Source organism: Paraburkholderia fungorum, from assembly GCF_046027215.1.
GTDB classification, from domain to species: Bacteria; Pseudomonadota; Gammaproteobacteria; order Burkholderiales; family Burkholderiaceae; genus Paraburkholderia; species Paraburkholderia fungorum_D.
Genome location: NZ_JAQQEN010000001.1, coordinates 167,468 through 180,374 on the forward strand (window position 1 = coordinate 167,468; position 12,907 = coordinate 180,374).

General features: G+C 57.8%; 13 protein-coding genes. 5 read left to right on the forward strand and 8 right to left on the reverse strand.

Going from position 1 to position 12,907, the window contains the following annotated elements:
• Nucleotides 1-34: 34 nt before the first annotated feature.
• A complete protein-coding gene (locus tag PQR27_RS00745) occupies nt 35-1,837 on the reverse strand; it encodes a hypothetical protein (RefSeq protein WP_408521827.1) in 1,803 nt (600 codons plus the stop codon).
• Nucleotides 1,838-2,124: 287 nt separating this feature from the next.
• On the opposite strand from PQR27_RS00745, the gene relB reads away from it, so the two are divergent.
• Nucleotides 2,125-2,457: a type II toxin-antitoxin system RelB family anti-toxin gene (gene relB / locus PQR27_RS00750; RefSeq protein WP_408521828.1), complete on the forward strand. Its 333-nt coding sequence runs from the start codon at nt 2,125-2,127 to the stop codon at nt 2,455-2,457.
• Nucleotides 2,458-2,492: 35 nt separating this feature from the next.
• Here the strand turns inward: relB and PQR27_RS00755 are convergent, their stop codons facing one another.
• From PQR27_RS00755 to PQR27_RS00780, 6 genes are all read right to left on the reverse strand, one after another.
• Entirely contained in the window at nt 2,493-2,789 is a 297-nt protein-coding gene (locus PQR27_RS00755; protein ID WP_408521829.1) for a hypothetical protein, read from the reverse strand.
• 127 nt (nt 2,790-2,916) lie between these two features.
• A complete protein-coding gene (locus tag PQR27_RS00760) occupies nt 2,917-3,216 on the reverse strand; it encodes a hypothetical protein (RefSeq protein WP_408521830.1) in 300 nt (99 codons plus the stop codon).
• A 91-nt stretch (nt 3,217-3,307) separates the two neighbouring features.
• The gene (locus PQR27_RS00765) at nt 3,308-4,285 is read right to left on the reverse strand and encodes a hypothetical protein (RefSeq protein WP_408521831.1); all 978 of its coding nucleotides are present in this window, start codon (nt 4,283-4,285) and stop codon (nt 3,308-3,310) included.
• Nucleotides 4,282-5,238: a recombination directionality factor gene (locus PQR27_RS00770; protein ID WP_408521832.1), complete on the reverse strand. Its 957-nt coding sequence runs from the start codon at nt 5,236-5,238 to the stop codon at nt 4,282-4,284. Before PQR27_RS00770 ends, PQR27_RS00765 begins: the two co-directional genes overlap by 4 nt.
• Nucleotides 5,239-5,281: 43 nt before the next feature.
• A complete protein-coding gene (locus tag PQR27_RS00775) occupies nt 5,282-6,280 on the reverse strand; it encodes a YqaJ viral recombinase family nuclease (RefSeq protein WP_408521833.1) in 999 nt (332 codons plus the stop codon).
• A gap of 119 nt (nt 6,281-6,399) precedes the next feature.
• Entirely contained in the window at nt 6,400-7,374 is a 975-nt protein-coding gene (locus PQR27_RS00780) for a DUF932 domain-containing protein (protein WP_408521834.1), read from the reverse strand.
• Nucleotides 7,375-7,525: 151 nt separating this feature from the next.
• Here PQR27_RS00780 and PQR27_RS00785 point away from each other — a divergent pair, with 151 nt between their 5' ends.
• The gene (locus PQR27_RS00785; RefSeq protein WP_408521835.1) at nt 7,526-7,906 is read left to right on the forward strand and encodes a hypothetical protein; all 381 of its coding nucleotides are present in this window, start codon (nt 7,526-7,528) and stop codon (nt 7,904-7,906) included.
• A 539-nt stretch (nt 7,907-8,445) separates the two neighbouring features.
• Here PQR27_RS00785 and PQR27_RS00790 read toward each other — a convergent pair.
• The gene (locus PQR27_RS00790; protein ID WP_408521836.1) at nt 8,446-8,850 is read right to left on the reverse strand and encodes a very short patch repair endonuclease; all 405 of its coding nucleotides are present in this window, start codon (nt 8,848-8,850) and stop codon (nt 8,446-8,448) included.
• A gap of 175 nt (nt 8,851-9,025) precedes the next feature.
• Between PQR27_RS00790 and PQR27_RS00795 the strand changes: the two genes are divergently transcribed.
• From PQR27_RS00795 to PQR27_RS00805, 3 genes are read left to right on the forward strand one after another with little or no spacing between them, the layout of a single operon-like run.
• The gene (locus PQR27_RS00795) at nt 9,026-10,720 is read left to right on the forward strand and encodes a GmrSD restriction endonuclease domain-containing protein (RefSeq protein ID WP_408521837.1); all 1,695 of its coding nucleotides are present in this window, start codon (nt 9,026-9,028) and stop codon (nt 10,718-10,720) included.
• Nucleotides 10,713-11,909 carry a DUF3696 domain-containing protein gene (locus PQR27_RS00800; protein ID WP_408521838.1) on the forward strand — a complete coding sequence of 399 codons (1,197 nt, stop codon included), beginning with the start codon at nt 10,713-10,715 and terminating at the stop codon, nt 11,907-11,909. Before PQR27_RS00795 ends, PQR27_RS00800 begins: the two co-directional genes overlap by 8 nt.
• Entirely contained in the window at nt 11,869-12,903 is a 1,035-nt protein-coding gene (locus PQR27_RS00805; RefSeq protein WP_408521839.1) for a hypothetical protein, read from the forward strand. Before PQR27_RS00800 ends, PQR27_RS00805 begins: the two co-directional genes overlap by 41 nt.
• Nucleotides 12,904-12,907: the final 4 nt, after the last annotated feature.

Below are 12,907 nucleotides of genomic sequence, written 5' to 3' on the forward strand. Positions count from 1 at the left end.
AACCGCGCCCCGCGCCCCGCGTCCTGGCTACCGCTCAGGAACCGACCGAACTCCAGTAAGCAGTGGCTGCTGCATTCACCGCGTCGAGCAACGGTTGCGGCAACGCTGAGCCGAACTGGACCGACCTGTCCGTATAGGTCGCCGGGAACAGCCAGCCCACCATCAGATTGTTGTTCACCAACACCACTACGGTTGACGCGCCATTGAGCACCGGTACCGTCTGCGGATCGACCTGCGCCTGTTGCTGCGACGCAGCCGCAGCGCGCAGTACGGCCATTTCGGCCGCATTGAACGTGACAACGATCACGTTGCTGTTGCGGCTATACGTCGTCCATGAACCGATGTTCGGATTCACGACCGTCACCGGCGTGCCGGGCGCGTTCGGCTGAACCTGCTGCACAGTGCCGTTGGCCAGTAGCTGGAAATACGATCCGCCGCCCGGCGCGAGCATGGTCAGACCCACCGCCTGCTGAACGGAGTTGTAGCTGGCCGCCGTCGGTGTCGAAACCTCGACGACCTGTGCGCCGTCCATGACAGCCGGCGCTCCTCCGCACGTCACGCCGCTGGTCACTGCCGGCGCGTCGCATATGGGTTGCCACACCGGAACGATCACCCGATCTGCTGCGTACGAGAGCAGCCCGGCGTACGCTTTCGTGCCCGCCGCAAACTTGGTGGACGTCATCGCCGATGAAGTCCAGAGCGGGAAAAGCGATTCGCCATTGGGCGAAACGGCCGTCGACATCGGCAGACCGCTCAGGTCCACGGCGCGATACTCATACGTGAACGCGATGCCGGTACTTGGATCGGTGCCGGTGAGCGTAGGGCCGACGCCGGAGAGCAGCAGCGTGTTGTATTGCGAGAGCGGCACGTACGGCGAGAAGCCCGACGCGTCCGCCTTCAGTTCGTAGGCGCCGATCATCTGGTTGTATTTTCTGATGTCCGGCGTGGACCACGCGTTGTTGACGAACTCCTGCTGGGTGCTGGAAAGCACGCTACCCGCGAGTTGATAGATTGTCTGAACGGGAGCCTGCTGGTTCGTGCCATTCTTCGGCCCGGTTACCCAGTCGTACAGATAGCCGTCGAGCGTAGACGTCGGACTGGCCAGCACCTGCGTTGCATCTGCGGGCAGATAAACGGGCTGACCAGCCTGTGCCGTCACCTGGGCCTGCGTGGGCGTCGTGGTGTTGTTGACCACCATCGCCTGAAGCAGCGAGCGCACAGTGCTCGCCGATGTCGTGCCGTTCGACCCGAACGAGGTGACCGTATTCACGACGTTTGTCGCAAAGGTGGACGCGGTCGTGTCATTCGCCGCGACGTAATCGGTCGCCAGATTCACCGGCTCGCCCAGCAGGTTCGACACCGCAGCCGTTGCTGACGACTGGCTCATGCCGGACTGCATCATTGCGACCACCATCGTCGAGATCGGCGTAACGGGCGCCTGGCCGGTCTGGTCAGTCACGATGCCCGAAAGCGTGAACGACGTCGGAAATGTGTAGCCGGGGCGCGAGAGATCCTTTGTCGTCGGGGAAACGACCACCAGTAACTGTCTGCCAACGACGTTGCCGTTCGGCGTGAGCGAGTAGTTGCCGTTCGCATCGGTGGTGGCCGAAGGCTGCGTCGTATCGCACGCCCCCTGACCGTTGTCGAAACAGACGGTCGCACCGGACAGATAGCCGTCGATAGCCTTGCCGGTGAGTTGCGCCTTGCTGTTTCCTGCGGGCGAAGCCGGGGCGCCTGCGTTTCCGTCACTTCTGCCGCCACCACATGCGGCAAGCGTTACTGCGAGCGACGCGCAAAGCGTCAGCTTCATCAATCCTGCGCTCTCGAAAGTCTTCAATTTCTTGTCCTCTTAGGTTTGTCAGCGACTAAATGGAGCGACTACCGGGCTATCGAACTGCTCCGTCGACCGGATTGCGCGAATGTTTCGTTCCATGCCGGACATGCCAACCATACGTGCCCGGGCGTCCCGCCTGCTAACCGATTAAGCAGACTGGGAGGCGCCGTACAGAAGGGATAACGGCAAACATCCTAAAAGGTTGAATATCAGCCTGAAAAACCCTTCATGTCAGTGGGGTGATCGCCAACCATTCGGGTGGAAAGGGAGGGCGAATGCCGGAAACTGACATGGATCGACTGGCTGGGATGGTGGGACGGGCGATAGCGAGAAACCGCGTCGCTGCGGGCCTGACCCAAGAGCAGGTCGCAGAACAGCTGGGAATCGGAAATGAAGCGGTATCGCGGATCGAGCGTGGACTGGTCATGCCAAATGTGGCGCGGCTCGTGGAACTGGCCGACGCCTTTGATTGCGATATTGCAGACCTGCTGACCGAGGTCAGCAGTCGCCCGAGCGATCAGGCGAAACATCTGACCCGCCTGCTTGCCGGAGTGGGTCCGAAGGACCGGGAGATGATCGTGGGAATCGTGGAACAGTTGACGGCGAGATTCGCCCGGCGCTGAAAGAAATATCCGGCGCCGGATTCTGTCGCGTTACGCTATCCACCGTCGGCAAGCAATATCGTGGTGGTGGAGCGGTCGGCCTTGGTGACGACCTGGATGACTGTGCCGGACAGCAGCGCGTAGCGCGACTGAATGCGCAGGTCGAGGAGCACGGCGAGTTCATTCTGCAGGCGGTCGCGCTCGCCCAGATCGCCCCAGTCGCCGTGAAGGTGACGTGCAAGCAGAAGAATGTCGTGCACCTTGGCTACTTCGAGTGCGGCGGCGGCGGCCGGGGTGACGGTGGTGCGGCCCGCCTTGAAGCGGATCTCGTCGTAAATGTTTGTGGATTGCATAGCGGCTCCAGCATTATTTATCCTGCCGTCGGGACATGGCCGGTGGCAGATAGTGGACAAAGTGGTTGGGGAATGCGGATGGACGACAGACGAAAATCGCGGATGACTGCAAAGCAGACACCGGTTCTCAGTAGTCGCCGGGCAGCAGGACGGTCGTCATCGAACGGTCCCATTCAGTGATGATCCAGACCTTTCCGTTTTCGGGGAGCACGTAGCAGGACAACACGCGTAGACCGGTTTCAAATGCGAGATCGTTCTGCGCGCGGTCTTCGGCGCTCAGGTCGCCCCAGTCGCCGCACAGGTGGCGGCTCAACAGATCACCGACTGATACGTTGACGGCCTGCAGCGCCTCGAGCGCGGCGGGCGTGGCGAACAGGCGCCCGCATTTGAGCCGTGGTTTCGTGAGTCTTGAAACTAGCTGATTCATGACAGTGTTTCTCTAGGCAATGGACGAACGAACGCCTCCGAAGAAAAATCGGATGCAAGGGATATGAAGGGAATCCGGACGGTTGTCCGGACTAGGGCGTAGAAGCCTGTTCGGCGAGCTGCCGGCGTAATGTGGTGGCTTTGGCCTGCGAGCAGCCGAGGTGGCGCCGGATATCGGATACGGTAGCGCGGACGGTTCCGGCAGCAACCTCGCGAGCCAGTGTCATGACTTCTGTTTCTGCCAGTGTGACTGGCATATCAACGACGCCGCGACCGGGCGTGACGGGGTCGTGACCCGGACTGGTTGCGTCGATGACGGAGGGCGTGACGACCACGGATTGCGGTGGCCTGAGTGTGAGACTCCAGAGCAGACAGGCGACACCTTCGAGTACTACGGCCAAGGCGAGGCCTGACAGCACGTCGACGCCACTCACGGTCGTACCGAGTATCACCGCCAGCTTTGCCGTGACTGGATCGGCAGTCAGTGCGTCGCGCTGCTCGATCCTGCGGTCGTCCGCCGTTTGTTGTCGCCGGACATCATCGGCTTCGGCGTTCAGCGCATCCAGTCGTGCCGCTAACTCCACACGCCGGACCTTGAGCATGGGACAGTCACGTTCACAACGCTGTGAGTCAGCGATCGCCAGTTGCCGGACCACGCTCGCCCGATCGTTCATGATCGCCGTCAGGCTGCGCCCGGCTGGTACGGCATAGGAGACCGCCGGGACCAACGACGACGCGCGACGCTCCCCGGCATGCTGCTGCGCGAGTACGAAGAAGGTCGCGTGACCGAAGCAGGCGGTCGCCATACACGCGACCCAGAGCAGACCGCCGACGCCGCGCACCGACCAGGGCGAGGAGCGGCACAGCGCGGGAAGCAGGTGAGCACCTATAACCAGCACGACGCCGATCGCCACCCAGACAAGCCGCTCCGGCAGTTCGCCGCCGCGCTGCCAGCCGGCCAGCAGAGACATGCAGATCGCCGTCGCGGTTGCAGCGACTGCCAGCGCGAAGGTCATCCACGGCACGTCGCGATGCGAGCGTCTGACCGCCCCACCAGACTCGTGGCTCATGCCCCCGCTCCTCCCAGCAGCGCCGCGCGTCGGTCGAGCTTGTCACGCAGCGTGGGTTTCCCCTGTTTTCCGCTTGTATCCGATGCATCATCGGCGACCCGCGTCGCGGTTCCGTCGCCAGAACTGCCTGTGCCTGTCCCGTCGCGGGATTCGGCGCCGGGATAGAACTCTTCCGCCACAGCGGCGCTTTCCTCGGCACTGTCTTCGAATGCGCCATTGGCGAAGCCCGCACGCGCTGCCACATCGAGCGCAGCCTGGTCGAAGCCGGCCGTGCGGCGGCGCGCATCAAGCTCTCGCGCCTCCCCGATGGCTTCTTCCAGATTACTGCCAGTTCTCACACCCAGATCGACGTAGTAGATCGCCGAACGGAAACTTTGTGTGGTCGACTTCCCGCGAAGCTTCAGTTCGAGCGGCAGGCAGGCGAGCAATCCACCCGACACGGCATTGAAATACTGCAACCGCGCGGAGAGCGTGCGGATCGAATTGTAGGAGGTGGTGCGGAAGATGAACGAACCCAGTTCATCTTCATCACCGATGGCGACATTGAGTCTTCCATAAGGCTTGCAGCCGCCCGCTTCCCCGAACTCGCAGCCATCAGGCGTGGGACAGCCCATGGACGCAATGCCACCGTCCGTGACGCGTCGGCAGGTTTCGCCGTCGCCGACACAAACCGGGCGACCGGTCCTGCGATCGAACAGGCTGTATTCGGCACGCAGGTTCAGGTCCGGATCGTTGAACAGCAGCCTGACGGGGATCGAGCGCAGCTTGCCCGTGGTAGCTTTGCGGAGTGTTTCGTTGAGGGGATGCAGCAGCCAGCCGCTCGCGTGCTGCATTTGGCTGGTGATGGTGAACTGGTCGTCCTTTTCCGGCAGGCGCTTGCCGTTCTTTTCGACGACGCGGCCGATGGTGATGCGACCGATAGCAGGCGGTGTGATCGCCAGACCCTTGAGCATGGTGGCTCTCCTGAATTGAAGATGTTTACGGCGAAGGGAAAATTTAGACGGAAACCAGGAAGCGGCGTGAGCCCGGTTTCGTGATGGCATATTGCGATTCGAACTCGGGGTGATCGGCGAGCAGCCGCTTCAGATCCACTCCGCTTGAATCCCTGCTGCGTTTGAAAGACACTTCACCGGTTTCGAACAGCGCCCGGGATGCGTCGCCCATCGCTTGCTGGATGGTCTGTTTGAACTTCGCTTCCTGTCGGGCGCGTGCTTCAATTTCTGCACGCACTGCGACTAGATCAGCGAATGTTGCGGAGAGCCGCCGATCGTCTGTGAAATCCACCGAACCTGCGCAGCCCGGATACAGACAGCGCAGGGCGCGGTCGGCCGACTCGGAACCGTCTGCCGGTGGTGGTGTGTCGCTGGTGACGTACTGCCAGAACGCCGCCTCAAGCGGGATGAGCCGGGCGATGAGTTCGTCGTCACGTTCTATACGGTGCACCGCCAGTTGCTGACCACAAAGCAGCACAGCGACGTCGGCGGCGCGCTTACCGGTAACAGCCAACTGGTGCTGGACCTGCAACTGCGCGTATTCCGGTACACCGTCGCGCCACAGCCGCGCACCGAACTCGCCGGCCGTCTTGCATTCCAGAATCTGCAGCCCCGGTACGCCCACAATCTCCCGGTCGAGGTTGGCGAGCATGTACGGAATCGTTGGATGCTGAAGGACCGCGTTGACCTTACGCACGCGATTGCCGGTCTGCTGCGTATAGGCTGCAGCGACGATGGGTTCGAGTAGCGTTCCCCAGTAGACCGGCTCAGTGGTGTCGTGCGGATCGGGTTGGGCGAGATTCGCGTCGCGCCCCGTCTTTTCGAGCCACAGTTCGAGCGCGCTCTTGTATGGATTGAGACCCACCGCTGCTGCGGCGTCGGAGCCGCCGATGCCGGTCTTGCGGACCTCCAGCCAGTCGGTTCGACTCAGGCTGCGCGTTTCGACCAGACGTAATGCGGAACCTTTCCTGATGGTTTTTTCTTCCTGGATGAGTTGCGACATGGCCTTCTCCCAGACGGATAAATAAAAAAGCGCCCGGTGAGCCGAAGCTCAACTGGGCGCCTTATGACGGAAACAGACGATAGATGGCGAGTAACGATGAAGCCACCAATAGCGATGATTCAGACGACGAGCTTCAGTGCTTCGTCCCAAGCCTTCTGTTTGAGCGTTGCTCCGTGGCCAAACCACGCCGCGTCGCGCCGGTGGTCTTCGCTGCGCGCACGGCGCTGGTGGTCGACAAACTCGGTGACGCTATTGAGCAGCCCCCACGCGGTTCCAGACGCAGATGCGAGGGTCGCGCCCTTGCCTCGACCGGCGAACAGGTCGTGCACAGCACGGATCGCGCTATCGTTGGTAGTCGCGTTCGGCTTGTCCGCAGCCCCCGATGCGCTACCGGTCTGATAGGTCAGCACGCGGCGGAAATAGGCTTCAGCGGATTCGGCCGTCACCTTGCGTTCCGACAACGCTTTCATGCGCACCATGAACCCGTCCCACGACGAAACGGCGATGCCGAGTTGACGCTTCACGGCCGGTGCATCGAACTGGCTACGATGAGGTACCTTGATCGTTCCGGTGCTGTCGCCGAGCGCTATGGCGAGCGTGTTGTTACAGACGACACGAACAGAGGTGAACTGTGCCGTTGTCGCGAGTGTGCCGTCACACGCGGTCGCAAGTAGCAAATAGCCGTTGACCTTGTCTCTGCCCTTGAGCGTCGCGCTCTGACCGGTCTTCGCGAGTGCCCAAAGCTTCTTCCCGTCCTTCAGGACGCCGGCCGTTTCGAGCTCGAAGCCGCCGACCTCGGTCAGGTCGCGATAGAACTCCAGGATCTCCGAGGGCTGTACGACCTGGTAGCGGCTTGACACGACGGACAGCGGTGCCCTGGTGTCCGAGCGATACAGCACCTTCTGTTCCGGAAACGCATGGATGGAACCGAGACCAGCGTTGCCAGCTACGAAACGAACCTCAGATTCTTCAATCTTCCAGTTCATACCCGCCTGTTGCGCCCAGACTTCGAGCGGCTGGTTGTGGGCAAGCTGATTGCCCAGGCCGTGCCATGGGATATCGTTGACGTAGGCCATGGTTTGCACGAGATGCATGGATAACTCCTTGAAAAAATTGAGCGCATATAGCCCGGTCAGAGCCGGGCGTTTTTTTCGGAAATGGGAATAGACGGGACGGCCAAAAAAGTCTCGCGACTTAGAACCGACCAATTAGCGAGGAACTTCAAGTCAGACGCTTGCTGAATGAATGGCTACACTTGAAGCAGCGATAGTTATCGAAGATATTTCCATCGAGTACCTGACCGACTACAGCGCCGGTGCAAACCCTGCGGCACCCCCAAGCACTCCGCCGATCATCGTGCTGCCCGCAGTAAGACCAACGGCGATTCCGACGAGGCCACAGATAAGCCCGACCGTCGCGCCTATTTCTGCGCCCGACCATGCGGCCGTTGCACTGCCGGGTGATGCCAGCGACGGCACCGATTGCGCCACCGGTTTTTCGTCCGTAGTCGCGAGTTTCTATACAAGCGGACCTGCACCGGCGACATTCGACGAGGCTGGTTTCGGCGGTGAGATAGTCAGAGGCCATCAGATTTCCTTGGAATTAAAGACTTTCTTGAATCGATAGAATTGAGAGAAGACTATTACTTCGTCTCATTTAAGTTATATATGTCTCAAACTGTCTGGAATCGGTCTTTTTCCGCGAAGATGTCTCTGACGAACGTAAGTAGATAGGCCATAGTGGCTTAGCGATCCGCAAGGCGATTCAGCAGTGTCTTCAAGTTACTCGGGCCTATACGGAGCAGGCCTTGAGCCCATCCCGAAGTGCGCGAATACGCGCCTTTGTTTGTTTCTGCATGCTCGGCGCGGAGGGCAGTTGTCGCCGCAGACGTAGATCGATACGGCGGGTGCGGCGGCGGGCAATCCGCTGCATCAACGACCCTTCGCGCGCCGCTCGTCCTTACTTGCCGCCGCCACATCTACTATGTGTCGATTCTGCGGCGAACAGAGTTAGCGCGAGCCAGTTGGTTCGTGATGGCTGCAATCAGCTTTTTATTAGCGCCGCACTAGGCGCCCTGCGTTTGTGCGGACCGGTCAAATATTTCCGGGCTCCCTCTGCAACCGCTGACGACGTAGAGCTGCTCCGCGTAGAAGTCGACGGTATGCTCACGTCGCCAGCTCAAGGAAAGTCGAAAGCTTCGGGGACAAGACAGACGGTTGGCGGATCTCGCACTCCCACACTACAAGTACCGACCAACCAGCGGCCTCAAGCTGGCTGAGAACTAACTGGTCCCGCAACCGGTTACGCTGAATCTTCAGTGCCCAATACGAAATGTTTGACTTCGGAGCGCGAGCGCCTCGCTTGCATTCGTGGCCGTGCCAAAAGCAACCGTGCATGAAAATAGCCTTCCGCCGGCCGACGTACGCGACATCGGGCCGTCCCGGAATGTCCATCCGGTGTAGCCGATAGCCGCCATGCCCGAGCTGTCGCAGCAGTTTCCGCAACTCGAGCTCGGGCCGGGTATCTTTGGATTTGATCAACCGCATGTTCTCGCTGCGAGTGATCGCCATAGCTAAGCCTCCTTGACCGTGCGCGACGGTTTCAATCTGAGCGGCATCTTCTGATTGGACGGTCGCCGCCTCATCTCTGTAGAATTCGACACACATAAAGGGTACGTGTTTTGCAGGCTTTCCCGTTCAGTTTTCGTCCCGGAAGATGACGGTACCCGATAATTTAGGAAGGACTATGAGCGCAGGCGATACATTTGGCGTAATTCGGCTCGGAAGAGACAGCGTAGACGCCATCGTAAAAATCGATGAGTTCAAGACACTGAAGTCCGTAGACTTTGAGATCAATCTGCAATGCTCGCAGGTCCCTAGCGACCTTGGTCCCGGCAGCATTGTGTTTATCTGGCTCGGGTCTGATAACAGCAAAGGCTTGGATACACCTTGGGAAAAAGGACTTCGGGCGATCGGAACACTCGTCCGGAAAGAAGGGGGGCCGACGTATCGCGATCAGTGGGCGTTAACGTTTAAAGTGCGTATTGTGCTACCCCGATCCTTATCCCATCGCGACTACTTAGGCTTTGGCTCAACCTACGCCGCGTTTTCCGATATTCCAATCATTGGATTAAACACGTTCAGTAACCAACTGGCGCAACTCATTAATCCGGGCGACCGCAGAGACGTACGAGCGCTGCTCTTCACAATTGGGGCTCTAATACCAAGCTTTCAAAACTGCGTGGCTTCGGTCTATCCAAGTTTGACGGTATTGTTGGACTACTCCCCAGACGTGACCGAGCAAATCCCCGGCTCAGCGCCGGCAGCGAGCGCAGAGGCAGATAGCGAAATAAACGAGCTTGAGTATCCAGAGGGCCTCCAACCGACAACGTCGGACTACGACCCATACCCAATTGATTCAGTTTTCGTTAGGGCGGAGCCGCGGACTGTGTTCGAAGTACTGCGCAGAATTAATGGGAAGACTTATATTTTAAATCCGTCTTTTCAGCGGGATTTCGTATGGGATGAAAACAAGCAAAGTAAATTTATCGAGTCGGCAATGATGCGGATTCCACTGCCGCCATTTTACCTATCGGAAAGACTTGACGGAAAGGTAGTAGTGGTGGATGGGTTGCAACGGTTGACAACATTTCAGCGTTTCGTAGATGGACGTTTCAAACTCCAAGGATTGACGGGATTTGGACACAAATACAACGGTACCGCGTTTTACGAGCTGCCGGAGACCCTCAAAGCTCGTATTGAAGACGCGCCGCTCACGCTGTATCTGATCGACGCGCGAGTTACTGAACGTGCGCGACTGGACATCTTCGAGCGGGTAAATAGCGGTGTGCCGCTGACAAGGCAGCAGATGCGGAACGCGCTCTACAATGGGATTGCAACGGAATTTCTACGTACTGCTGCTTCGGGTTCCGCGCTTTCTTCGGCGTCTGGTAACAGTCTTCGAACGCCGAATATCATAAAACAGATGCGAGACCGCGAGATCGTAAATCGATTTTGTGCGTTTCTTCTATTGGGGCCAGAAGAATACCGGGGAGACATGGATGCATTCCTTGGCGGCGCATTGGATTTAATGAATCAGTCAGGGGTCGTCGGTATTGAGGCATTAAATGCTCGATTTATACGCGCCATGCAGAATAACAGGCTAATTTTCGCGCAGCATGCGTTTCGAAAACACACCTCACCAAATCAATCGCGCAGTGTTATTAACGTAGCACTGTTCGAGGTTATGTCCGTGGCGCTGGCTGACGTGGACACGGACGTAGCGTTGGAAAAAGCAGACGCGGTTCGCAAAGGATTTTACAAATTGATGCTGGATGATTCTTTCAGGGACTCAATCTCACTGGGGACATCTGACGCGGGTCGAGTGCGCACACGGTTCTCTCTTGCGCTAAATGAAATTGGGGCTGCAATCAATGATTGAATCAATATACCTTAAGCACTTCAAGTGCTTCGACGAGAAACGCATTGAATTAAGCGGGCTTACGGTTCTGGCTGGCCCTAATTCATCGGGAAAATCGACCATTATTCAAGGCCTCTCGGTGCTTATGCAAACCGCTGTTGAAGCTCGATATTCGGCATATCTGGCGTTGAATGGCCAACACGTTTCGCTGGGAGCTTTTTCGGACGTTGTCAATATTCACAAGGCGAGGAGCGAATTTTCTCTGGGGCTAGGCCTGTACGGGGACTCTGTTAACTGGACATTTAACGGCGAATCGGGCGCACTTAGCGGGGCAAGGGTGATGGCTGTCGACATTTCCCACGACGGCGAAAAACTGAGACAGACGCAGCTCGATAAAACGACCCTCGACTGTTTGACGCCCTTTCAAACGCCGATTGCCGCGTCGGTATCGCAGACTCTCCTAGACACTGCGCATTTGACGGCAGATCGCAAGTCAGGCGAGGAAATCCATCACTTCTTTGAGCGACGGACAAATGCGTTTGGTGACGACCGCATTGACGTTGGCGCGCACGGCGAAGCGGCCATGAGTTTGCTCATGACCGCCAGCGAGAAGCTGCTGAAGGAAGACGATCCCCGGGCGATGGAGACAGAGGCACGTTCCCTTTTGCCGCAGGTTCGCGCCTGGATGGGCAAGTTGTTTCCTGGTGCGTCGTTGGACGCGATCCCGGTGGAAACATCGTCATTCTTCCGACTGCGTTTTCAGTCGCACTCGCTTGATCGATTCCGGAGACCCGCATCGGTGGGCTATGGTTTTGCGCAAGTCTTCCCGCTGGTCGTTCTTTGTTTGGCTGCTACTGAGCAGAACACTCTCCTTATCGAAAATCCCGAGGTTCACTTACATCCTGCTGCGCAGAGCCGGGTTGGGGAATTTATAGGAGTATGTGCGGCGGCTGGCGTGCAAATAGTGCTGGAAACACACAGCGACCATGTCATTAATGGCATTCGAAAAGCCGTCGCGTCACGCTCCGGCCTTGCCGACAAAGTGGTGTTTTATTCTATCTTCAACGATCCAGCCCATCCTGGCGAAGCAGAACTGGAAGAGATATTGATCGACGAAAAGGGGTCCTTAAGCAAATGGCCCGCAGGCTTCTTTGACCAAGCTGTCTCGGATGCTCGATCTCTCGTGTTGGGTGAATATGACGCTAAATAACTCATACTACGCGAACGAGCTGTCAATCAATGAGCAGTTCGACAGGGACGCGGGGCGATGTTTAGAACGGGAAGTGGCGCTGTGGTATGGGATTCACGAAACGTTGACCGCAAACGGCCGCGCGTTCTTTGTCAACCGTGCAATTCTTGCGCGACAGATGAACAAAACCGATACGGTTGAATCTGCGCTGCAGGCTGTTGAAAAAGGCTTGGCGCAATTCTTCTGGAATAAGATTGCGGCATGGCCGTATCACGAAGAAATCGATACCGAATTCGGGGCTCGTGCGTTCCACGCGGGAGTAAACGTTACCCGATCTGCACCGGCTCGCGCTGCAGTACGTCGCTACTTGGATGCCAGTCTAGGCGAGTACTTAATTTCTTGCGCATCGACGCACGCCTTCGCGGACGAGCAGGTCGAGTTTATGATCCAAGAGGGCGATGCTTCAATTCCTGTAATATTGCAAAATTTCACCGCGCGTGCTCAGATATTGGCCGATATTGGGCTGACGTCAATAATGCCTACACGTTGGAAAGAGGCGTTGGAAGTGCTTTCCGAAAAGTATCCATACGTCGTGTTTTGCGACGAGCTGAAGTCTAAGTTGGAGACCGCTGCTTGGAATAGTAATCTTTACGATCAGGTAGACGGGAAGCTCGCCCGCTTGAACGAGATCGTCGGTGTGGCGGTCCGCCTAGAGCAAGCAAGGAAGGCACCGGACGACGAAGACGTAGAAAAACTCGCGACGGAATATAATCGTCTCTACCAAGATATGTTCGCACATGAGGACTCACCTTTTTCCGATGAATCTACGACTAACAAGCGAAAATTTCGGGACGAGCTTACTTTCGTTTGCACAAAAGACGGTCGCACTGAGTTTTGCCCTTTTCATACGAAATTTTCGTATAAAACGTTCCGCTTACATTTTACGTGGCCTCTCCAACCCGGTGATACCCAGCTTTATGTCGTATATCTAGGACGAAAGATAACCGCTTCTTAAATCA